The organism is Streptomyces sp. NPDC047869 (genome assembly GCF_040704065.1).
Lineage (GTDB): Bacteria > Actinomycetota > Actinomycetes > Streptomycetales > Streptomycetaceae > Streptomyces.
Genome location: NZ_JBEYRK010000031.1, coordinates 84,560 through 105,749, shown reverse-complemented (window position 1 = coordinate 105,749; position 21,190 = coordinate 84,560). Strand labels below are relative to the sequence as shown.

General features: G+C 71.5%; 22 protein-coding genes. 15 read left to right on the top strand and 7 right to left on the bottom strand.

Annotated elements, in window-relative coordinates:
- Window positions 1-301 precede the first annotated feature (301 nt).
- The 3 genes from AB0924_RS30825 to AB0924_RS30815 form a co-directional block, all read right to left on the bottom strand.
- Window positions 302-1,708, bottom strand: coding sequence for a HAMP domain-containing sensor histidine kinase (locus AB0924_RS30825; RefSeq protein WP_366913117.1), 1,407 nt, complete (start codon window positions 1,706-1,708; stop codon window positions 302-304).
- Window positions 1,705-2,430, bottom strand: a complete 726-nt coding sequence (locus AB0924_RS30820) for a response regulator transcription factor (RefSeq protein ID WP_366913116.1) — start codon at window positions 2,428-2,430, stop codon at window positions 1,705-1,707. The genes AB0924_RS30825 and AB0924_RS30820 overlap by 4 nt, the downstream gene beginning before the upstream one ends.
- A gap of 284 nt (window positions 2,431-2,714) precedes the next feature.
- Complete coding sequence (locus AB0924_RS30815) at window positions 2,715-3,131, bottom strand: peptidase (RefSeq protein ID WP_366913115.1); 417 nt, start codon at window positions 3,129-3,131, stop codon at window positions 2,715-2,717.
- Window positions 3,132-3,646: 515 nt separating this feature from the next.
- Between AB0924_RS30815 and AB0924_RS30810 the strand changes: the two genes are divergently transcribed.
- Both AB0924_RS30810 and AB0924_RS30805 read left to right on the top strand, forming a co-directional pair.
- Window positions 3,647-3,868 (top strand): CarD family transcriptional regulator, encoded by a 222-nt coding sequence (locus AB0924_RS30810; RefSeq protein ID WP_358930607.1) that lies wholly within the window; start codon window positions 3,647-3,649, stop codon window positions 3,866-3,868.
- A gap of 73 nt (window positions 3,869-3,941) precedes the next feature.
- Window positions 3,942-4,118: a hypothetical protein gene (locus AB0924_RS30805; RefSeq protein ID WP_358930609.1), complete on the top strand. Its 177-nt coding sequence runs from the start codon at window positions 3,942-3,944 to the stop codon at window positions 4,116-4,118.
- A gap of 175 nt (window positions 4,119-4,293) precedes the next feature.
- On the opposite strand, the gene AB0924_RS30800 is transcribed toward AB0924_RS30805, so the two are convergent.
- On the bottom strand, window positions 4,294-6,369 hold the full coding sequence (locus tag AB0924_RS30800; RefSeq protein ID WP_366913114.1) for a PA14 domain-containing protein: 2,076 nt from the start codon (window positions 6,367-6,369) through the stop codon (window positions 4,294-4,296).
- Between the two features lie 184 nt (window positions 6,370-6,553).
- The gene (locus AB0924_RS30795; protein WP_366913113.1) at window positions 6,554-7,195 is read right to left on the bottom strand and encodes a TetR family transcriptional regulator; all 642 of its coding nucleotides are present in this window, start codon (window positions 7,193-7,195) and stop codon (window positions 6,554-6,556) included.
- Between the two features lie 121 nt (window positions 7,196-7,316).
- Here AB0924_RS30795 and AB0924_RS30790 point away from each other — a divergent pair, with 121 nt between their 5' ends.
- The 5 genes from AB0924_RS30790 to AB0924_RS30770 all read left to right on the top strand — a co-directional run bounded on the left by AB0924_RS30790 (window position 7,317) and on the right by AB0924_RS30770 (window position 11,441).
- A complete protein-coding gene (locus AB0924_RS30790; RefSeq protein WP_366913121.1) occupies window positions 7,317-7,706 on the top strand; it encodes a hypothetical protein in 390 nt (129 codons plus the stop codon).
- Between the two features lie 111 nt (window positions 7,707-7,817).
- The gene (locus tag AB0924_RS30785; protein WP_366913111.1) at window positions 7,818-8,279 is read left to right on the top strand and encodes a hypothetical protein; all 462 of its coding nucleotides are present in this window, start codon (window positions 7,818-7,820) and stop codon (window positions 8,277-8,279) included.
- Window positions 8,280-8,507: 228 nt separating this feature from the next.
- A complete protein-coding gene (locus tag AB0924_RS30780; protein ID WP_366913110.1) occupies window positions 8,508-9,272 on the top strand; it encodes a GAF and ANTAR domain-containing protein in 765 nt (254 codons plus the stop codon).
- Window positions 9,269-10,000: a GAF and ANTAR domain-containing protein gene (locus tag AB0924_RS30775; RefSeq protein ID WP_366913109.1), complete on the top strand. Its 732-nt coding sequence runs from the start codon at window positions 9,269-9,271 to the stop codon at window positions 9,998-10,000. Before AB0924_RS30780 ends, AB0924_RS30775 begins: the two co-directional genes overlap by 4 nt.
- A gap of 241 nt (window positions 10,001-10,241) precedes the next feature.
- Window positions 10,242-11,441, top strand: coding sequence for an ANTAR domain-containing protein (locus tag AB0924_RS30770; protein ID WP_366913108.1), 1,200 nt, complete (start codon window positions 10,242-10,244; stop codon window positions 11,439-11,441).
- A gap of 397 nt (window positions 11,442-11,838) precedes the next feature.
- Here the strand turns inward: AB0924_RS30770 and phoU are convergent, their stop codons facing one another.
- Window positions 11,839-12,528 (bottom strand): phosphate signaling complex protein PhoU, encoded by a 690-nt coding sequence (gene phoU / locus AB0924_RS30765; protein ID WP_358930625.1) that lies wholly within the window; start codon window positions 12,526-12,528, stop codon window positions 11,839-11,841.
- 237 nt (window positions 12,529-12,765) lie between these two features.
- Here phoU and AB0924_RS30760 point away from each other — a divergent pair, with 237 nt between their 5' ends.
- The gene (locus AB0924_RS30760; RefSeq protein WP_358930627.1) at window positions 12,766-14,019 is read left to right on the top strand and encodes an ATP-binding protein; all 1,254 of its coding nucleotides are present in this window, start codon (window positions 12,766-12,768) and stop codon (window positions 14,017-14,019) included.
- Complete coding sequence (locus tag AB0924_RS30755) at window positions 14,016-14,696, top strand: response regulator transcription factor (protein WP_358930629.1); 681 nt, start codon at window positions 14,016-14,018, stop codon at window positions 14,694-14,696. Before AB0924_RS30760 ends, AB0924_RS30755 begins: the two co-directional genes overlap by 4 nt.
- A 73-nt stretch (window positions 14,697-14,769) precedes the next feature.
- Here the strand turns inward: AB0924_RS30755 and AB0924_RS30750 are convergent, their stop codons facing one another.
- On the bottom strand, window positions 14,770-15,465 hold the full coding sequence (locus AB0924_RS30750; RefSeq protein WP_358930632.1) for a DUF461 domain-containing protein: 696 nt from the start codon (window positions 15,463-15,465) through the stop codon (window positions 14,770-14,772).
- A 637-nt stretch (window positions 15,466-16,102) separates the two neighbouring features.
- Here AB0924_RS30750 and AB0924_RS30745 point away from each other — a divergent pair.
- The 6 genes from AB0924_RS30745 to rlmB all read left to right on the top strand — a co-directional run bounded on the left by AB0924_RS30745 (window position 16,103) and on the right by rlmB (window position 21,066).
- A complete protein-coding gene (locus AB0924_RS30745; protein ID WP_003953493.1) occupies window positions 16,103-16,585 on the top strand; it encodes a CarD family transcriptional regulator in 483 nt (160 codons plus the stop codon).
- A gap of 301 nt (window positions 16,586-16,886) precedes the next feature.
- Window positions 16,887-17,639 carry a 2-C-methyl-D-erythritol 4-phosphate cytidylyltransferase gene (gene ispD / locus AB0924_RS30740; RefSeq protein ID WP_358930634.1) on the top strand — a complete coding sequence of 251 codons (753 nt, stop codon included), beginning with the start codon at window positions 16,887-16,889 and terminating at the stop codon, window positions 17,637-17,639.
- Entirely contained in the window at window positions 17,629-18,123 is a 495-nt protein-coding gene (ispF, locus tag AB0924_RS30735; RefSeq protein ID WP_366913107.1) for a 2-C-methyl-D-erythritol 2,4-cyclodiphosphate synthase, read from the top strand. The genes ispD and ispF overlap by 11 nt, the downstream gene beginning before the upstream one ends.
- Before the next feature lie 55 nt (window positions 18,124-18,178).
- Window positions 18,179-18,583, top strand: a complete 405-nt coding sequence (locus AB0924_RS30730) for a PPOX class F420-dependent oxidoreductase (RefSeq protein WP_358930638.1) — start codon at window positions 18,179-18,181, stop codon at window positions 18,581-18,583.
- A 44-nt stretch (window positions 18,584-18,627) separates the two neighbouring features.
- Window positions 18,628-20,028: a cysteine--tRNA ligase gene (cysS, locus tag AB0924_RS30725; protein WP_358930640.1), complete on the top strand. Its 1,401-nt coding sequence runs from the start codon at window positions 18,628-18,630 to the stop codon at window positions 20,026-20,028.
- 96 nt (window positions 20,029-20,124) lie between these two features.
- Window positions 20,125-21,066 carry a 23S rRNA (guanosine(2251)-2'-O)-methyltransferase RlmB gene (gene rlmB / locus AB0924_RS30720; protein WP_358930642.1) on the top strand — a complete coding sequence of 314 codons (942 nt, stop codon included), beginning with the start codon at window positions 20,125-20,127 and terminating at the stop codon, window positions 21,064-21,066.
- Window positions 21,067-21,190: the final 124 nt, after the last annotated feature.

Here is a 21,190-nt window from a genome sequence, read left to right as displayed (position 1 = left end):
CGCCGTCGCCCAGCACTTCGGAGTCTGGCCGACCACCATCTCCAGACTCGAACGAGGACTCAGCAGGGACGACGACCTCGCCCACGCCTACCGCGCCTGGCTCCAAGCCGCTTGACAGCAATAGGAGCATCAACGGCCGGGACCATGACCGCCCGACCGCAGGTCAGCGGGGGTCGGTGTCCTGCTGGCCCGGGCAAGAAGCCAGGCCCGCCAGACCCAGGGCGAGAAGAGGTAAGCGCCCACGAGTAAACCCCCCCTGCCCGCGGGTTCGCCGCCGGGAGGGGGCTTTCCGAGGCCGCGATCAAGGCACTGTCACCGAGGCCGGTCCGGGTCGAGGGTGGCCGCTCGAGTCGCGTGGAAGGCCGTCCGCCACCGGGCGCAGTCGCACGGCGGCGTCCAGGCCGGTGCCTGGAGCCGAGTGCAGGGTGATGTTGCCGCCGGAAGCCTGGACGAGGTGGCGGACGATGGGCAGGCCGAGGCCGGTTCCGTCGTGGTGGGAGCCGGCGGCTCGCCAGAAGCGGTCGAAGGCGCGGGCGCGATCGGCCTCGGTCATGCCGGGGCCCTGGTCGATGATGTGGAGTTCGGCGCCGGGCGCGCGGTGGAGCGTGACGGTCGTGCCGGGCGGGGAGACGCGCAGCGCGTTGGCGACCAGGTTGTCGATGACCTGCTCCAGGGCCCCTGGGAGTGCCCACACCCGGCCGGTGCGGGTGCCGGTCACGGCGAGCGTGACGTATTGCTCGGCGGCGAGCGATTCCCATACGGCGACTCGGTCGGCGATGACGGTGTCGAGGACGACCGGTTCCGGGGTGGTGGCGCTGTTCTCCAGGCGGGCCAGGGCGAGCAGGCCCTGCACCATGCGGCTGAGGCGTTCCACCTCGCCGATGGCCTCCTCCAGGCTGCCGTGCGCACGGGGGGCTAGGTAGGGCTCGAAGTTCTCCAGGCGCAAGCGCAGTGCGGTCAGCGGGGTCTTCAGCTGGTGGGAGGCTTCGGAGGCGAACGCCTGCTGGGCCTTGAGGAGTTGTTGCAGGCGGGTCGCTGTGTGGGTGAAGGAGGCGGCGAGACTGCGGAGTTCGGGTGGCCCCGTGGTGGTGTCGGGAGGCTCGGTGAGCCGGCCTTCGGCCAGCTGGGCGGTTGCGGCCTCCAGGGTGCGCAAGGGGCGGGTGATCCAACGGGCGAGGGTGAAGGCGGCCAGCGCCACAGCGGCCAGGATGCAGGCTCCAGCCAGGGCGAGGGCGCCCCAGAGGCGGTGCACCCGGGCGTTGACCTCGGCCATGGGGTAGGTCAGGCGCAGGGCACCCCGGATGGTGGTTCCGGAAGAACCGGGCATCGTGGCTGACAGCGCCTCGTCGCCGGTGGCCACCGTCGGCTGGTTGCGCAGGGCTCGGGCGATGTCCGGCTCGACGGCGAGGCTGATTCCCGTGCGGCCGGACGGGTCGGAGTCGGCCAGGACGATGCCCTGCCGGTCGGTGACGACGACGCGGCCGCCGGTGCGGGTGGCGTAGTCGCCCACGACATCGGGCAGGGCGTCCAGGTTGCCCTCCTCGATGTTCTCCTCGGTGACCTCGGCGAGCATCGAGGCGTCGCGCTCCACGCCCTGGGAGGCGCGGGAGATCTCCGCGCGTGCGTAGATCCAGCCGAGCGGGAGCTCCAGCCCGGCCAGGACGAGGATTGCCAGAGCGAGGTAGCTGAGCAGCAGACGTCGGGTCATCCGGCCGCCCCGGGTTCCCCATCGGTGCCGGGGACGGTGAGGCGGAAGCCGACACCGCGAGCCGTGGTGATCCAGGCCGGGTCGCCGAGCTTGCGGCGCAACGCGGCGACGTGCGCGTCGAGGGTCTTGGTGGGGCCGAAGAAATGGGGGTCCCACACCGTGTCCATGATCTGCTGCCGCGAGCAGACCGTTCCGGGGTCCTCGGCGAGGTAGGCGAGCAGGTCGAACTCGCGCGGCGTGAGCGCGATCGCCGTGCCGTCCAGGCGGACCTGGCGGGTGCGGCGGTTGAGCTCCAGGGAGCCGAGCAGCTGCGGTCCGGGAGCCTCGGGTGCTGCCTGGCGGGTCGGCGCGAGGAGGGACAGTACGCCCTGGGTGCGCCGGGTGACCGCTCGGATGCGGGCCACCAGCTCCCGTACGCCGAAGGGCTTGGCGAGGTAGTCGTCGGCGCCCAGTTCCAGGCCGACGACGCGGTCGGCTTCCTCTCCCCGCGCGGTGATCATGATGATCGGTACGGCGGAGCGGGCGCGCAGGCTGCGGCAGACGTCCAGGCCGTCCATGTCGGGCAGACCGAGGTCGAGCAGGACCAGGTCGGGTGAGCCCTCGGCGCCGACGAGTCCGGCGGCACCGGTGCGGACATGGTCCACGGTGAAGCCGTACCGCCCGAGCCCTTCGGTGAGCGGGCCGGCGATTCGGTCGTCGTCTTCGATGAGCAGGAGCCGCATGGCGCAAGGCTCGCACAGCTGTGCCAGGGGAGTTGGAGTGTTCACGAGAAGCCGCCTGGGACCGGAGGGGCACGGAGGATGGCGAGGGCGAGGGTGTTTCCGCCCGGCCGATCGGCACGGGATGTTGGACCGGCCGGGCGGCGGGAGCGAGGTGGTGACGATCGCCGGCCGTGGGAAGTCAGTCGTCGGCGTGGTCGTCGTCCTCGCGTCCCCGCTCCTCCTCGTGCTCGTCACCGCTTGTTCGGCACCAGTTGTCTCCCTTCCGGCCGGTGGAACCGCGCGTCTCAGCCGTCGTTCTCCTTCTCCTCGGTACCTTCCCGCTTGGTGCCGGTGACCTTGAAGGACTTGTCCAGGTACACCTCGACCGAGGTGCCGTCCTCCTTCTTCACCTCCACCGCGTACATGCCGGGCTTCTCCGTGTCCTCCTCGGACTTCACCACCGTGCCCGGGTACGCGGCGACGGCCGCCGCCTCCGCCTTCTGCTTCACATCGCCCGTCAGCGGCGGTTCCTTCTTGTCGTCGGTGTCCCCGGCGGCCTCTCCCGCCGCATCGGCACCTCCCGTGCTCTGGGCGGCCTGCTGGGTGTCCGACTTCGAACCGCCGGAGCTGTCGTCGGAACCGCCACCACCACAGGCGGCGAGGGCGAACATCAGCACGGCGGCGGGTGCGGCGAGGAGGGCACGACGGGGCAAGGCGCGCATGAGCTGCCTCCAGACTCCGGGGATCGGTGATCCGGGAACCGGACCACCGGGGGACGGGAACGACCCTAGGAAGCCCATGTCGAGAGCCCGTCCAGCGATTGGAGAGCAGCAGCCCAGCAGATGTCCAAAGTTTCGCCACCGGGGCCTGAAGCCAGGCCGTCTGCCTTTCCGAGACACTGCATGCGGACCCGCATAGATGAAGACGGGAACGGACTCACCTTGCGCCCGGATCTCCTGAATCAGATCTCAGCGGAGCTGATCACCAGTCGGACGATGCCGGCCCGTCGGCGGCAGTACCCACTCTGGCGCTGCCCGTTGTTTCGGCTGGACTGACGTCGGCGATTCCTCGCCGTGCCCGACGCGGGCGTCATCCGGAGCCGGCGAAGTGGGGCCGCGGCCCAGTTTCGGCTCGGCAGGTTTAGAAACCGCAGGTCAGCGACCTGAAGTGGGCGCTCCCTTGTGGATCTGTGCCGACGGCCACAGCAATCAGGCCGAACGAAGGCGCATACTGAGCCATGACCAAGCCTGCTGCGCCGAAGCGCCATCTGCCCACCAGCCCGTTCAAGGCCCCGGTCACACCGGCTCCCAAGTACTTCGCCGTGGGCGATCAGGTCACGCACGACATGTATGGCCTCGGCCGAGTGGTCGGCATCGAGGACGGAGTCGCGGTGCTCGTCGACTTCGGCTCGTCGCAGATGCGGATCTTGAGCCCGTACGCCAAGATGACCAAGCTGTAGGACCGCTGTGCCCGGTCACGGCACAACCAGGTTCCGATAGGGGCCTGCACCGAGAGAGAGTTCTCCGATCGACATGACGTCGCTGTTCTCCGCCCTGGAAGGGCAACCCAGCCGCTCCGCCGCGGTATCGCCGCCTCCGGCGACCAACCCCTTCCAGGCCCCCGACTTCGGGGATGACGAAACCTTGCTGTTCGAAGACGTGCAGGAGCCGGCCCCGGCCGTACGTCCGGCGCGGCGCAAGGCGGCTTAGCACCACGCACACCGGCCGGCAGGGCGTCGCGATCGACCCGACGGCCGGCAGGGGCACCACCCAGGCGCAGGCGCGCAGCGGACGGAAGCCGTAGCCGACGGCCGCGGGCGCAGACCAATGAGGCGCCCGGCCGGGAGCTCCGGCCGGGCGCCTTCATCGCATCCCCTGGCGGGAGCTAGTCCACCGAGGCGATCGCCGTCTCGCGGGCGGCCGTCTCCGTGCCGTCGGCGAGGGTGGCGGTCACGCGGTAGTACGTGGTCGTGCCCTTGGGCATGGTGGTGTCCGCGTACGACCAGCCGGTGCTGTCACCGCGCGTCTGGACGTCGACCTTGTCGAAGACGTGGGTCGACCGGTTCCAGCGGTAGACGGCGAAGCCGGTCACCTTGCTGCCGTTGGCGCCCGTGTCGCTGCCCAGCCACCAGCGGACCGAGCCGTACACGTCACCGTTGAGGTGGCCGAGCGGGTTGTCGCCCACGGCCGGGCCGGCGTCGGCGTCGGGGCGCAGGTCGAGCTCGGTGACGTCCTGGACGGAGGCGCCGGTCTCGGGGGTGAGCTGGTTGCCGTACTGGTCGACGGCGACGACGCTGTAGCGGACCTGCTCGCCGTCGGCGACCGTACGGTCGAGGTGGTGGGTCTCCGTGAACTCCTCGGGCTTGAGGGTCCAGCCGTCGATGAGCGGCTTGTAGACCCACTCGCCGTCGACGAGGGTGCCCCGCGTGATGAGGTAGTGGTCGAGACCGGGGTCGTCACTGGCGTCCCAGCTCAGCGAGACGCCGTTCTCCCGGGCGGTGGCGGTCATGCCCGTCACCGGGGGCGGCGGGGTGCTGTTCCCCGCGACGGCGACCGGCATCTCGACAGAGGGGGTGCCCCCGTTCCCCGCGCCGTCCACGGCCACGACCGTGTAGTAGTAGGTGGCGCCCGGCGGCGGGGCCGCCTCCGTGAAGGACGTGCCCTGGATGCCCTTGGCGACCTCCACGACCTTGCGCCCGCTCTCCGCGCGCGGCTTGTCGTAGCGCAGGACCGTGTACCCGACGAAGTCCTCGCTGGTGGCCTCCGACTTGTCCCAGGTGAGCCTGACCCCGCGCTCGTCCTCGACCGCCGTCGCGTTGTACGCGGTGTTCACGGGACCCGTCTTGTCCCGCGTGTAGAACTCCGCCGTGCCGGAAGCCGCCGACTCGTTGCCGTGCGTGTCGACCGCCGTGACGACGTAGTAGTACGTGTCCCCGGTCTGCGGCAGCGGCTGCTCGTACCAGGCGCCGCTGAGCGGCTTGTCGCCGTTCAGCCGGTTCGCCGCGGTGAGCGCGACCGGCCTGCCGGTGGTGGAGCGGTACACGTTGTACCCGGCGAGGTCCGCCTCGGTGTTCCCGTACCAGGAGAGGCCGACCTTCTCGGAGTAGTCGGGCTTCCAGGCGTCCTCGACCCCCTTCGGTGCCGCGGGAGCGCTCTCGTCGACGGTGGTGACGGACTTGTCCGCCGTACCCGCGGACTCGTTGCCCGCCTTGTCGTAGGCGCGGACCTCGTAGTAGTAGACCGCGCCGTTCTTCGGCAGCGTGGTGTCCGTGTACGAGGTGGAGGTCGTCGTGGCCAGCGGCTTGGTGCCGTACGAGGTGCCCTGGAGCCGGCGGTACACGCGGTAGCCCGCTAGGTCCATCTCCTTGTTGGCCGTCCAGCCGAAGTTGGCCCGGCGCGACGAGTCGTACGTGAGGGAGGTGCCGGTGGGCACGAGGGGCTTGACCTTGTCGACGGTGGCGGACGTGCGGGGCAGGTAGTCCGCCTTGACGTTCGCGGAGCCCGTCCAGTTGACGAAGTCGAAGCGGAGGGTGTGCGTCCCGGACGGGATGGTGATGTCGACGGTCTTCGTCTGGGTCGTCGAGACGTTCTTCCAGATGTCGACCTTGCGCGTGCCGTCGAGGTACACGCGCAGGCCGTCGCGGGTCGCGACGGGGATCGAGAACGGGCCGCCGGAGCCGAAGTCCCGGGTGACCGTCCAGCGCACGCCGAAGTAGTTGCCGGGCAGCCCGGCGACGGGGGCGCCGGTGCCCCAGTTCTGATCGATCCTCGAGTCGCAGTCGGTCTTCTTCGGTGTGCCGGAGAAGGTCGTGTTCGCGTAGAACTGCCTTTTGAAGACGGGCGACTTACAGGTAACGGTCGCCGTGGCGGCACCGGCGGCGGACGTGCACGTGAGCAGGGCTCCGGTCGTCGCGAGGACGGTGGTCGCGGCGAGGGCGGACGCACGAGTGGCTCGGGTCATGCCTTCCTTCGTTTCGGGTCGGCGGTGGGAAGACGGCGTCTCGCCACCGCCGACCCAGACCTTCCGGAAGGGCGGGGGGTTGTGCGGGTTTCGGGTGTGGCGTGCCTCACGGAGCCGGACGCAGTCGGCGCCTGACGTCCGGTGCCGAAGCCCCCGGTGCGCATACGCGGGGGCGTACGGCCGGTCACCCGGCAGCGCACGCCTCGGACGCGTCGGCATCCTCGCCGGCGAAGGCCATCCCGGATGTCAGCGCTCGGGCGGCGTCGGCGAAGTACTGTTCGTCGGCGCCGGGGGTGAGGCCGAGGGTGACGCCCTGGGTGAGGCCGGTGAACAGTGCCCGGAGGGCCACGGCCAGGCGCCGCGCCTGATCCGGCGTCACGAGGCTTCCCCTGTGCGGCCTCCCGGCGAACAGCGCGACCAGGTGGCTCTCCTGCGCCTGGACGGAGGCGGCGAGCCTGGATCCGAGCTCCGGGTCGTGCAGGGCCATGTCCAGCAGGGTGATCTGCAGTGACAGGGCGGCCGACGCTTCGGAGGCGTCACAGGTGCGCCGGAAGTGCCGGGCGAGGGCGTCGACCGCTTCCAGGAGATCCAGCCCGGCGGGAACGGCCTGCTCGATCTCTTCGTAGTGCGGCCGCAGATGGTCGGTGACCAGGGCGACCACCAGGCCGTTCTTGCTGCCGAAGAGGGAGTAGACGGCGCCGGTGGTCAGGCCGGCCCGAGCGGCGATGTCCTCGAGCCGGGCGCGGTGCCCGTCTCGGGAGACGGCCTCGAACGCGGCCTCCAGCAGGGCGCGGCGGTTGCGGTCCTTCGTTTCCGCTCTCGTCATTCTCATAACCTCATTATTCTAGTAATCGAGTTACGCATTCCGAGGCAGGACCAGGCAGCAGGAAGGAACGCTCGTGACCCAGGCCCAGACCCAGGCCACCGCGACGGCGGCGACCTACCGGATGGTGGGGGTCGTCGCCGACGGCATCTTCAAGGTGCTGATCGGCGCGGCCTTCGTCATCGGCGCGACCCGGCTCGGTGATCTGCTCGGCGTGGCAACCTGGCTGATGATCACCTCCGGCGTGGTCCTGCTCATCGGCGGCGGGATCGAGATCAGGTTCGTGCGCAGCCGCTCGCTGCGCACGTACACGCGGCTCATGATCGGTTACGACAGCTGCTGGACGCTGACGGCGCTCGCCGGCCTTCTGCTGGCTTGGCGGGGCAGCGGCGCCGGGGGAGAGGTGTGGGTGGGGTACCAGACGGTGGCGCCACTCGTCTTCGCCGCACTGCTGGTGACATCCGCCCCGGTACGGACGACCGCGGACGCCCGCGCGAAGGATTCCGCACACTGACCCGGGGCCCGCGCTCCCTACCGGACGCCTGGCGCCCGACGCTTGACCCGCTTCGGTGACCGTGAGCCCGGCGGTGATTCGGCCGCGGGGGTTCTGGAAACCTGTAGCGGCATGTTCCGAAGCATCGTGTGGGGGTGTGCCGCGGGGGCTGCCGGTACCACCGCCCTGAACGCCGTGACGTACGCCGACATGGCGCTGCGGGGGCGGCCTTCCAGCGGCACCCCGGAGACCGTGGTGGACAAGGTCAGCTCGGGCCTGGGGCATCCGGTCCCGGAGTCGGAGGGGCGGGAGAGCCGGCTGACCGGGCTGGGGGCGCTGTCGGGCATCGCCGTGGGGGTCGCGGCCGGTGTGGCCGTGGCGCTCGCTCACCGGGCGGGTGCGCGCGTACCGGTGTGGCTGGGCGGGCCGCTCACCGGGGCCCTGGCGATGGCGGCGGCGGACGCTCCGATCGCCGGCCTCGGGGTCAGTGATCCACGGACGTGGTCCGCGGCGGACTGGGCCTCGGACGTGGTCCCGCACCTCGCCTACGGCCTGGTCACCTACGGAGTCGTGGCGGCGTCCGCGGACCGGTGATCCACCGGTGGGCGGCCTTCGGGCCGCGGGCAGCGGCCGTCCCGATTTCCCGTGCTACTTCCCGCAGGCTGGGAACTCGGCCCGTGTAGCGAACCCGGACAGCGACCCGGGGACGGGATACTGAGGGATCATGTCTGCTGACCGCTTGGCCCGACGGGGGTGATGACCATGCAGCCCGAGCAGCCCGAGCAGCCGGACGGTGGTATGCCGCCCGATGTGAGGGGCCGAATGCACGTCAGTGACGCGCTGGCCGCCGCCGCCCGCGAGGTGCGGCACGACCCGCAGCGGATGCCGGAGGCGCTGTGCGCGGCGTGTGTGCGGCTGCTGCCGGTGACCGGTGCCTCCGTGTCGATATCCGGCGGCCGCGGGATCCAGATGACCTGGTGCGCCAGTGACCGGGTCGCGGCACGGCTCGCCGAGCTTCAGTACACCCTGGGCGACGGGCCCTGCCAGACCGCCCTGGAGCAGGGCGCGCCCGTGATCGCCGCCGATCTGACCGACGGGCGTGACGTCCGGCGCTGGCCGGTCTTCGCGCACGAGGCGGCCGGGCTCGGTGTGCTTGCGGTGTTCTCGCTGCCCCTGGGGGTCAGCGGCGCCGCTGTCGGCACCCTCGATCTGTACTGCGACGAGGCGGGCGGGCTGTCCGAACCCGACCTGCGCACGGCGCTGTGGGTGCGCGACGCGGTCACGTACGCCCTGATGAGCGTGCAGCCCGCCTACGACGACACCGATGATGCGGTGGAGGAAGGGGTAGCGTCCTGGGTGGAGGCCTCGGAGGCCGACCACACCGAGGTCTACCAGGCGGTCGGCATGGTGATGGTGCAGATCGACCTGGACCCCGAGCAGGCCCTGGACCGGATGCGCGCCCGCGCCTTCGCCGAAGGCCTTACGGTCAGCCAGGTGGCCCGGGACGTCCTGGCCCGCCGACTCCGCTTCCAGCCGGAGCCGGACGACCGCGACGACGAGCAGGGAAGGGACGGTGACCGGTCATGAGCCGGGAACAGCAGCTCGCCGAGGCGCTCGTCGGACTGGCCGACTCCTTCGCCGACGACATCGACCCCGTCGTGCTCGTGGACCGGCTGGCACAGCACTGTGTGGAGATCAGCGGCGCCGACGCGGTCGGCATCATGGCCGTCACCGCCCGCGGCGACCTGCGCACGCTCGCGGTCACCGACGACCAGGCCGGTTTCCTGGAGCTTTTCGAGCTGCAGACGGACGAGGGACCGTGCCTGGACTGTTTCCGTGAGGGCCACCGCGTCGACGCCCGGGATCTCGCCGCCGACACCGACCGCTGGCCCCAGGTCGTCCCGTTCGCCCTGCACAGCGGCTTCCGCGCGGCCCACGCGCTGCCGTTGCGCGTCCACGGGCAGACCGTCGGCGCCGTCAACCTGCTGCTGCGCGAGCCGGGCGGGCTGGCCCCGCTCGAACTGGACCTGGCCCAGGCGCTCGCGGACGTGTCGGCCGTCGCGCTCGTCAACTGGACCCCGGATCCGCTGCGGCCCACCGACGTCGCCAGCAGCGTCCAGGCCGCGCTGGCCGGCCGCGCGGCGGTGAGCATGGCCACCGGGATGATCGCCGAAACGGCCGGCCTCCCCCTGGCCGAGGCCCACGGCCTGCTGCGCGCCTACTCCCGGGACCGGCACCAGCGCCTCGTCGACACCGCGCACGCCCTGATCCGCCGCGCCCTCACCCCGGACGCGGTGCTCGCGGCCCGGAGCTGACGCCCACGCGCGGAGCATCCGGCGCGGCTGGTCGACGCCCCGCACCCCTCCGAAGTCGGCATCCCGCGCGCGGAGTCGACGCCCCCGCGCGCCTCCCGGAGTCGGCGCCCGGCCCGGGACGGGACCCGGTACGCGGCACGGATCTGCCGTCCCGCCCGCACGCGACTAGGCTGACAAGTGCCGGGAAGCGCCCGGCAGCGAGGCCCGCAGGTCCCGTGGCCCCCCAGCGCAGGGAGCGGCCATGCAGAAGTTCTCCTGCGAGACCGTGGCCGACCTGGCGGTCCCCGGACTGGCCACCGGCAGGCTGACGGTACTCGCCGTGCACGGCGTCGCCGACGCCTCGACCAGTACGGGTCTCGCCGCCGCCCTCGCCGCGCCGGGCTCCGCCCAGCTCGTCGTCGACCTGACCGGCCTGTACCGGCTGGAGGCAGCGGGCGCCGAGGTCCTGCACCGGTTCGCCGAGGAGTCGGCCGCCCGCGGCCGCCCGCTGCGCCTGACCGGCTGCACCGCCCAGGCGGCCGCCGTGCTCGCCCGGACCGGGGCGGCCCGCGAGCCGGCCGGCCGCGCCGGGCCCGAGCTGTACGCGACGGTGTCCGAAGCGCTCGCCGCGGTGATCGCCGCGGCCGCCGCGGCACCGGAGCCGGCGCCCGGGCCGTCGTTCGCGCGCACCGACGCGGTGGGACTGCGGCACCGCCTGCTCGCCCACTCCCTGGTCGCCCGGGCGCAGGGCCTGCTCATGGAGCGCTACGGCCTTCCCGGCCCGGGTGCCGCCGGCACGCTGCTGCGTACGGTGGCCCGGCGGCATGGGATGCGGACGGCCCGGCTGGCCGGGGCCCTGGCGCAGGCCGAGCCGCCGCGGCCCGGTGAGCCCTGGTTCACCGGCCGCGGGCACCCCGCCGAGCCCGCCGTCGGTTTCCTGCCGCTGCCCGTAGGCCAGGCGCTGCCGCTGTCGGTGTTCCTGGACGCGCTCCGCGACACCGTCTGCGCGATCACGCACACCGACATGGCCAACGTGCAGCTCCTGGACCCCAGCGACAACACGCTGTGGCTGGAGTCCCACTGCGGCTTCCCCGCCGACTTCGTGCACTTCTTCGCGGTGGTCGACGGCACCACGACCCCGTGCGGCCACGCGGCCCGCAAGAGCGAACGGGTCGTGGTGGACGACGTGGCCAGCGCCCCGGACTTCGACGAGCCCTCACGCGCCGCGACGCTCGCCGCGCACAGCCGCTCGGTGCAGTGCACGCCCATCCCCGGCCCCGCCGGCCGTGCGCAGGGCATGTTCTCCACCCACCACGCCCAGCCGGGCCACGACTTCACCGGTGCCCAGTTCGTCGCCCTGGACACCGTCGCCCGGGAGGCGGGGGCCTGGCTGGACTGGTACCGGACGACCACGGTGCTGGACGCGCTGGAGGACCTGCACCGCAGCGCACAGGGGCCCTGAACGCCGGCGCGCGGGGACCGTGCACACCGGAGGGCCGGTGTGAAACACGCTCACACCGGCCCTCGGGGTTCGTTACGGGTCAGCCGCACTGGCAGGGAGCGCCCGACTGGCACCCGCAGCCACAGCCCGACCCGCAGCCGCACGCGGCGACGAGCGGGAGGTGCCTGCTCTCGGTGGGTTGGTCCGACTCGCGCGTCTGCGCGGGGTCGGGCGTGATGCCGGGGGATTCGGCCATGGGTCCCCTCCTCAGAGGCTCGGCGAAGTGCCTTCGCCCATTCCATGCCCGTTCCGCCGGGCGCATCAACGGCGCATCGAGGCGTCCGCCCACCCCGCCCGGCCTCCCGCGAGCCGGGCACGAGCCGGCCGGGAGCGGCGGCTCGTGCCCGGACGGGAGGCTCTACGCCCCCTCGACCTTGGTCACCGGCTGGATGTCCTGCTGCAGGTCGTCCGCGTGCTCGCCGGTCACCAGGTAGACGACCCGCTTGGCGACGGCCACCGCGTGGTCGGCGTACCGCTCGTAGTACCGGCCCAGCAGGGTGACGTCGACGGCGGTCTCGATGCCGTGCTTCCAGCGGTCGTCGATCAGGTGCTGGAAGAGGGTGCGGTGCAGCAGGTCCATGTCGTCGTCGTCCTGCTCGAGCTGCATCGCGAGGTCGACGTCCTTGGTGACGAGCACCTCGGCCGCCTTCGCCATCAGCCGCTGGGCGAGCTGGCCCATCTCCAGGATCGTGGCGTGCAGGTCGTGCGGGACCGCGCGCGCGGGGAAGCGCAGCCGGGCCAGCTTCGCCACGTGCTGGGCGAGGTCGCCGGAGCGCTCCAGGTCGGCCGACATGCGCAGCGAGGTGACGACGATCCGCAGATCGGTCGCCACCGGCTGCTGGCGGGCGAGCAGGGCTATCGCCCGGGCCTCCAGGTCGTGCTGGAGCTCGTCGACCTTCTTGTCGGCCTCGATCACGTTCTCGGCCAGCTTCAGGTCGGTGTCGAGGATGGCGGTCGTGGCGCGCCCGATCGCCGACCCGACCAGCCGGGCCATCTCCACCAGGCTGTCGCCGATCGAGTCAAGTTCCTCGTGGTACGCGTCCCGCATCAGAGCTTCCCTCTCGTACGTTCTTCCTTCGGGGGTTCCCAGGGGCCGTGACACCAGGCGCCCCGTGGCGTGACCGGCGGTGTGAACCCCACGTTCCCACGTTCTGCCCCGTACGCGTCCGTTTCCGCCACCCCAAATGAACCGGTTCTGGCTCCAAGGTGAACTCTGGGCGACGAGTGTTCGAGGTCGCACCTCGACGGCTGTGGTCATGTCGCACGCCGTGCCTAACCTTGTGGCATGGACGTGAACGCGGCGGTCGCCGCAGCGGCAGCGATCGCCGGGGTGCTCACCGGTGTCATCGCCATGCTGGCGTTCCGCTGGAGCGAACGCGACCAGAAGCGACCCACCAGGACTTCCTTGCACACCGATGCCGTACTCCCGCCCGGCGTGGACACCGTGCTGTCCGTGCTCAGCTCCTCGGCCGTCGTCCTCGACGAGGCCGACGCCGTCGTCAAGGCCAGCTCCGCCGCCTACGCCCTCGGGCTGGTCCGCGGCGGCAAGCTCTCGGTCGAGCCGATGCTGCAGATGGCGCGGGACACCAGACGCGACGGCGAGATACGCCAGGTCGAACTGGACCTGCCCCGGCGCGGCACGGGACGCGGCGAGGCGCTCGCCGTCTCCGCGCGCGTGGCCCCACTCGGCTCCCGGCTGGTCCTGCTGCTGGTCGAGGACCTCACCGAGGCCCGCAAGATCGAGGCAGTACGGCGCGATTTCGTGGCCAACGTGAGCCATGAGCTGAAGACGCCCGTCGGCGCGCTCTCCCTGCTCTCCGAGGCCGTCATGGACGCCTCCGACGACCCCGAGGCCGTCCAGCGCTTCGCCGGCCGCATGCAGATCGAGGCGACCCGGCTGACCAACCTGGTCCAGGAGCTCATCGACCTGTCGCGGGTCCAGAACGACGACCCCCTCGAGGACGCCGAGCCGGTCCGGGTGGACGAGCTGGTCGCCGAGGCCGTCGACCGCTGCCGCCACCAGGCGGGCACCAAGCAGATCATCATGGCCGCCGGGGGGACCGCCGACCTGCACGTCTGGGGCAACCGCGGCCAGCTCGCCGCCGCCCTCGGCAACCTGGTCGAGAACGCCGTGAACTACTCCCCGGCCCGCACCCGCGTCGGCATCGCCGCCCGCAGGATCAGCGCCCCGGGCGGTGACCTGATCGAGCTGGCCGTCACCGACCAGGGCATCGGCATCTCCGACAAGGACAAGGAGCGCATCTTCGAGCGCTTCTACCGCGTCGACCCGGCCCGCTCCCGGGCCACCGGAGGCACCGGTCTGGGTCTCGCGATCGTCAAGCACGTGGTCGCCTCGCACGGCGGGGAGGTCACGGTGTGGAGCGCCGAGAACCAGGGCTCCACGTTCACCCTCAGACTGCCGGAGGCGGGCGCGGCCCGCGACCGCGCACAGCAGCACCCCGACCTCGATGACGAGGCCGGCGGCGCCCCCGACTCATCTCCTTACGAACCGCTTCCCGCCCCGGAGGTCCTTCCGTGACCCGAGTGCTCGTCGTCGAGGACGAGGAGTCCTTCTCCGACGCCCTGTCGTACATGCTCCGCAAGGAGGGCTTCGAGGTCGCCGTCGCGGCCACCGGCCCCGACGGACTCGACGAGTTCGAGCGCAACGGCGCCGACCTCGTTCTCCTCGACCTGATGCTGCCGGGTCTGCCCGGTACGGAGGTGTGCCGTCAGCTGCGCGGCCGCTCCAACGTCCCCGTGATCATGGTGACCGCGAAGGACAGCGAGATCGACAAGGTCGTGGGGCTCGAGATAGGAGCCGACGACTACGTCACCAAGCCCTTCTCCTCCCGCGAGCTGGTCGCCCGCATCCGCGCGGTGATGCGCCGCCGCGGCGAGCCGGAGGAGGTCACCCCGGCCGCCCTGGAGGCGGGCCCGGTCCGCATGGACGTCGACCGGCACGTGGTGACGGTCTCCGGCTCCAAGGTCGACCTCCCGCTGAAGGAGTTCGACCTGCTGGAGATGCTGCTGCGCAACGCGGGCCGCGTCCTGACCCGCATGCAGCTCATCGACCGGGTCTGGGGCGCCGACTACGTGGGCGACACCAAGACCCTGGACGTCCACGTCAAGCGCCTGCGCGCCAAGATCGAGCCCGACCCGGGCGCGCCGCGGTACCTGGTGACGGTGCGCGGCCTGGGCTACAAGTTCGAGCCGTAGGCCCGACGGCGGGCAGCGCACGGCGAAGGGCGGCACCCCGCACGGGGTGCCGCCCTTCGCCGTGTACGGCTGCTCAGTTGCCGGCGGCCGACTGCGACGCGGAGTCGCTCGGGGTGGCGCCGGTGGCGTCGCCGCCGGAGGCGTCCCCGCCCGAGACGGTCGCGGCGTCCGAGGCGCTCGCGGAAGCGCTCGCCTTGCCCGGCTTGCCCTTGCCGGAGGCGGTCGCGCCCGGGGCCGCGGAGGCCGAGGCGGACGGGACCTCGCTCGGGCCCCAGCCGCTGAAGTAGCTGGTGGCCGGCACCACGAAGGCGCGCAGGCTCACGTCACCGGTCTTGTCGAAGGTGAAGGTCACCTTCTGGGCGTTGCCGTCGCGGACCGCCTCGCGGCTGTTCTCCAGCACCGCGGAGGCGTTGCCCTTGCCGCCGAGGATGAGCGAGCCCTGCGGCGGGATGGTCAGGCTCTGGCCCTTGGCGGGGTGCAGCGTGGCGGTCTTGCCGGTGCCCGGGACGGCGATCGACTGCAGGGTCTGCGCGGTCTTGCCGGTGTTGAAGATGGTCGCGGACACGACGGCCGGCCCGGTCGATGTCAGGTCGGGCTGCGTGATGACCGTGGCGTTCTGGACCTTGATGCTTCCGACGCTGGTCGCCGCGTTGTCCGGCTTGATCTGCAGGGTCTGGGCGTCGTTGCCGGAGCCGCACGCGGCGAGCGAGGCGACCGAGAAGGCGATGGCGGCGGCGCCGAGGGCGCCGCGTCGAAGGCTGCTGCTCACGGCGGCGGCATCTCCTTGAACGCAGGGGCGGCTCCCGTATAAAGCCGCCCTAAGTGTCTGTCAGCGGCCTCAGGTTACCGAGCCGTTCCCGCGCGACCACACCCGACCCTCCCCCAAGCGCCCCGCTTCCCTCCGGGTGGGGGTACCCCGGGGGCCGCAGGTGACTCGCCGGTCACATTGCCGGAGCGGCCGTCCGCATTCGTATAACGCCCCCGCGACACCGAGGTCCGCATCCCGGCAACACGCTGCGCGAAATTTCCGTGAAGGAATGCGCGACCACCTCGGATATTGATCATCCGCCGCCCTTCCGGGGTCTTGTGATCAATTCCGGATTCGTCTCGGACCCGACCTCCGCCGCCGAACGGAGTAGCGGAAGTCGTACCCTTGGGAGCGGACATATCGGGACGTTCAACCTTCTGGAGGCGGCTCGGGGCGTGTGTGGCGTTCGTGTTTCGCCTCGCCCGGAGAGCCCCTCCGACCTGCGAATTCCCGCCGCCTTCCGGCTCGGCCGACTCCCTCGCAGCACGTTCCTGTTGCTGTTGTCAAGCCCCGAGATATGCCCTGACCTGCGAAAACGCCATTCAGAACACGCCGTATCCGTGTTACCCTGGATAGCCACGGAAGGGGTACCTGTCACATGACGTTCAAGGTTGGCGACACCGTGGTCTATCCCCATCACGGGGCCGCGCTGATCGAGGCTATCGAAACTCGTCAGATCAAAGGCGTGGACAAGACCTACTTGGTGCTGAAGGTCGCCCAGGGTGACCTCACGGTGCGTGTGCCAGCGGACAATGCGGAGTTCGTCGGCGTGCGTGATGTGGTCGGTCAGGACGGGCTGGACCGGGTCTTCGAGGTACTGCGCGCGCCGTACGCAGAGGAGCCCACGAACTGGTCCCGTCGCTACAAGGCAAACCTGGAGAAGCTCGCCTCCGGCGATGTCATCAAGGTCGCGGAAGTCGTGCGTGACCTGTGGCGTCGCGAGCGCGAGCGCGGACTCTCCGCCGGCGAGAAGCGCATGCTCGCCAAGGCCCGCCAGATCCTGGTGAGCGAACTCGCCCTCGCGGAGAACACCAACGAGGACAAGGCCGAGGCCCTGCTCGACGAGGTGCTCGCCTCCTGACGCGCGACAGGCGGCAACCACTGCCGTCAGCACGCTCTGCACAGTGAAATGCCGCGGTGCCCGATGACACTCAACCTGTCGCCGGGCGCTGCGGCATGTTCGTCCCCGGACATACCGGCCACCGAGCCGGGCCGCCGCGAGTGCCTGCCGTTCATCTCGGGGGAGAGCCCCCGATACTTGTTGTGCCGGGCCCGGGCAGATGACTCGACCAGGGTCACGGAAGGGTCCGGTCGAGCGGTCGTGCCCGGCACTCTCCAGGCCATACCCACCTAGGTCGAGCACACAAACCTGACAGGAACCGATGTCTGACGATTCGCGCCCCGCACCCGCGCAGATCCCCGTCGCCGCCGTGATTCCCGCCGCCGGCCGCGGCGTACGCCTCGGCCCGGGCGCCCCCAAGGCGCTCCGCACGCTGAACGGCACGCCCATGCTGATCCACGCGGTGCGCGCCCTCGCCGCGTCCCGCCATGTCTCCCTGGTGATCGTCGTCGCGCCGCCCGACGGAGCCGCCGAGGTCAAGTCGCTGCTCGACGCGCACGCCCTCCCCGACCGGACCGACTTCCTCGTCGTGCCCGGCGGGGACAGCCGCCAGGAGTCGGTCCGGCTCGGCCTCGACGCCCTGCCGCCCGAGTACGGCGCCGTCCTCGTCCACGACGCGGCCCGCCCGCTGGTCCCGGTCGACACCGTGGACGCGGTCATCGAGGCCGTGCGCGACGGAGCGCCCGCCGTCGTTCCCGCGCTGCCGCTGGCCGACACCGTCAAGGAGGTCGGGCCCGCGGCCGTCCCCGGCGACCCCGAACCGGTCGTGGCCACGCCCGAGCGGTCCCGGCTGCGTGCCGTGCAGACGCCCCAGGGCTTCGACCGGGAGACCCTGGTCCGCGCCCACGAGACGGTCACCGAGGACGTCACGGACGACGCGAGCATGGTCGAGCGGCTCGGCCTGCGGGTCGTCACCGTCCCCGGCCACGAGGAGGCCTTCAAGGTCACCCGCCCGCTCGACCTCGTCCTCGCCGAGGCGGTCCTGGCCCGCAGGAGGCTCAACGATGGCTTCTGACGCTCCCGCGCTGCCCCAGGTCGGCATCGGCACCGACATCCACGCCTTCGAGGACGGCCGCGAGCTGTGGTGCGCCGGACTGAAGTGGGAGGGCGAGGGACCGGGCCTGGCCGGGCACTCCGACGCGGACGTCGTCGCCCACGCCGCCTGCAACGCGCTCTTCTCCGCGGCCGGACTCGGCGACCTCGGACAGCACTTCGGCACCGGCCGCCCCGAGTGGTCCGGCGCCTCCGGGGTCACCCTGCTCACCGAGGCCGCCCGGATCGTCCGCGTGGCCGGGTTCACCATCGGCAACGTCGCCGTCCAGGTCGTCGGGCCCCGCCCGAAGATCGGCAAGCGGCGGGACGAGGCGCAGAAGATCCTCTCCGAGGCGGCCGGCGCGCCGGTGTCCGTGTCCGGCGCGACGACGGACGGGCTCGGCTTCCCCGGACGCGAGGAGGGCCTGATGGCGGTCGCCACCGCGCTCGTGGTGCGGGTGCGCTGAGGGCGTGCGAGGGTACCTGCAATGTCACCGCAGACTCGAGGTAGTGGAGGTACCCATGCCCGCCCCCCTGTCCGACCGGCTCAAGTCCCTGCTCGACCGACCCGTCTTCGTCGTGGTCGGCACGATCCAGCCCGACGGCAGCCCGCAACTGTCCCCGGTGTGGGTGAAGCGGGACGGCGACCAGATCCTGTTCTCCACGACCGTCGACCGCCGCAAGAAGAAGAACATCGACCGCGACCCCCGGGTGAGCGTGGTCGTCCAGGACCCCGAGATGCCCTACGTCTACGGCGAGATCCGGGGCACCGCGGAGATCACCACCGACGGCGCCGACGACCTCATCGACGAGCTGTCGCTGAAATACACCGGCAAGAAGTACGCCGAGTTCAACCCCGCCTCGGCCGACGACGCCGATCGGGTGGTCGTCCGGATCACGCCCAAGAAGGTCGTGGGCATGTTCTAGCCAACCGGCACGAGGCACCTCTCCGGGCCCACTACCCTGGAGAGGTGACTATTCGCCTGTACGACACCAGCGCCCGGCAGATCCGTGACTTCGCCCCGCTCAAGCCGGGTTGTGTCTCGATCTACCTCTGTGGCGCCACCGTGCAGGCGGCCCCGCACATCGGGCACATCCGCTCGGGCCTCAACTTCGACATCATGCGCCGCTGGTTCGAGTACCGCGGCTACGAGGTGACGTTCGTCCGCAACGTCACCGACATCGACGACAAGATCATCGCCAAGGCCAAGGAGCAGAACCGGCCCTGGTGGTCGATCGGCTACGAGAACGAGCGCGCCTTCAACGACGGCTACACCGCCCTCGGCTGCCTCCCGCCCACCTATGAGCCCCGTGCCACCGGCCACGTCACCGAGATGGTCGAGATGATGCAGGGCCTCATCGAGCGCGGGCACGCCTACGCGGCCGACGGCAACGTCTACTTCGACGTGCGGTCCTTCCCGCGCTACCTGGAACTGTCCCGGCAGGAGCTGGACAACCTGCTCCAGCCGTCCGGCGAGGGCGAGACCGGCAAGCGGGACCCGCGCGACTTCGCCATGTGGAAGGCCGCCAAGCCGGGCGAGCCCACCTGGCCCACCCCGTGGGGCCCCGGCCGGCCCGGCTGGCACCTGGAGTGCTCCGCCATGGCCCACAAGTACCTGGGCAGCGCCTTCGACATCCACGGCGGCGGCCTGGACCTGATCTTCCCGCACCACGAGAACGAGATCGCCCAGGCCAAGGCCTACGGCGACGACTTCGCCCAGTACTGGGTGCACAACGCCTGGGTCACCATGGCCGGCGACAAGATGTCCAAGTCGCTCGGCAACAGCGTCCTGGTCTCCGAGATGGTCAAGCAGTGGCGCCCCGTCGTCCTGCGCTACTACCTCGGCACCCCGCACTACCGGTCGATGATCGAGTACAGCGAGGAGGCGCTGCGCGAGGCCGAGTCGGCGTTCGCGCGCATCGAGGGCTTCGTACAGCGCGTGGTCGAACTGGCGGGGGGAGTGGTCGAGCCCGCGGCCGAGGTCCCGCCCGCGTTCGCCGACGCCATGGACGACGACCTGGGCGTCCCGCAGGCCCTCGCCGTGGTGCACACCACCGTCCGGCAGGGCAACAGCGCGCTGGCCGCCGACGACAAGGAGGCCGCCGTCGCCCGGCTCGCCGAGGTGCGGGCCATGCTCGGTGTCCTCGGCCTCGACCCGCTCGCCCCGCAGTGGGCCGGCGAGAGCGACCGGGGCGAGGACCTCCACGGCGTCGTCGACAGCCTCGTACGCCTCGTCCTCGAGCAGCGCGAGTCCGCTCGCGGGCGCAAGGACTGGGCCACCGCCGACGCCATCCGCGACCAGCTCAACCAGTCCGGACTGGTCATCGAGGACAGCCCGCAGGGCCCGCGCTGGAGCCTCGGCCAGCGCTGAACCCGCGGGCGATCCGGTGATCGATTGTGCCGTCCGGCCCTCCGGGCGGCACACTGCATAGACGTACGAACACTTCCGTCAGAGAACAGGTAGGTCATGGCCGCGAACAACCGCCGCATGTCCGGCAAGAAGGGCGCGCAGGTCGGCAGTGGCGGCCAGCGACGCAAGGGCCTGGAAGGCAGGGGCCCGACCCCGCCCGCCGAGATGCGCAAGGGCCACAAGAAGAACCGCGTCGCCAACGCCAGGGCGAAGCAGGCCGTGCGCCGCCCCGTGGCCCGGGGCCGCGGCGGCAAGTCCGCCTCCGAGCTGGTCGTCGGCCGCAACCCGGTCGTCGAGGCGCTGCGCGAGGGCGTGCCCGCGTCCACGCTGTACGTGCAGCAGTTCATCGACAACGACGAGCGCGTCCGCGAGGCCCTCCAGCTCGCCGGCGAGCGCGGCGGGATCAACCTCATGGAGGCCCCGCGCCCGGAGCTCGACCGGATGACCAACGGCCTGAACCACCAGGGTCTGGTCCTGCAGGTCCCGCCGTACGAGTACGCGCACCCCGAGGACCTCACCGCGGCGGCCTACGACGAGGGCGAGGACCCGCTGATCGTCGCCCTCGACGGCGTCACCGACCCGCGCAACCTCGGCGCGGTCGTCCGCTCCGTCTCCGCCTTCGGCGGGCACGGCGTGGTCGTCCCCGAGCGCCGCTCGGCCGGGATGACCGCCGGCGCGTGGAAGACCTCCGCCGGTACGGCCGCCCGTACCCCGGTCGCCCGCGCCACCAACCTCACCCGCACCCTGGAGGCCTGCAAGAAGGCCGGCATCACGGTCGTCGGCCTCGCCGCCGACGGCGAGGTGGAGCTCGGTGACCTGGAGGCGCTGGGTGGCCCGGTGGTCATCGTGGTCGGCTCCGAGGGCAAGGGCCTGTCCCGCCTGGTCGGCGAGACCTGCGACTTCCGGGTCCGCATCCCGATGCCGGGTGGCGCGGAGTCGCTGAACGCCGGTGTGGCGGCGGGCATCGTGCTGTACGAGGCGGCGCGCCGCCGAAGCTGACGTGACGTCACGCGGACGGGACCGAACACCCGTCCGCGACTTCACCCGCACGGGGGGATTCCGGTGTTCACGGGGTGTTCGGGACACCTTTGACGGGGTCCGGACACATCCGCCCCGTCACGGC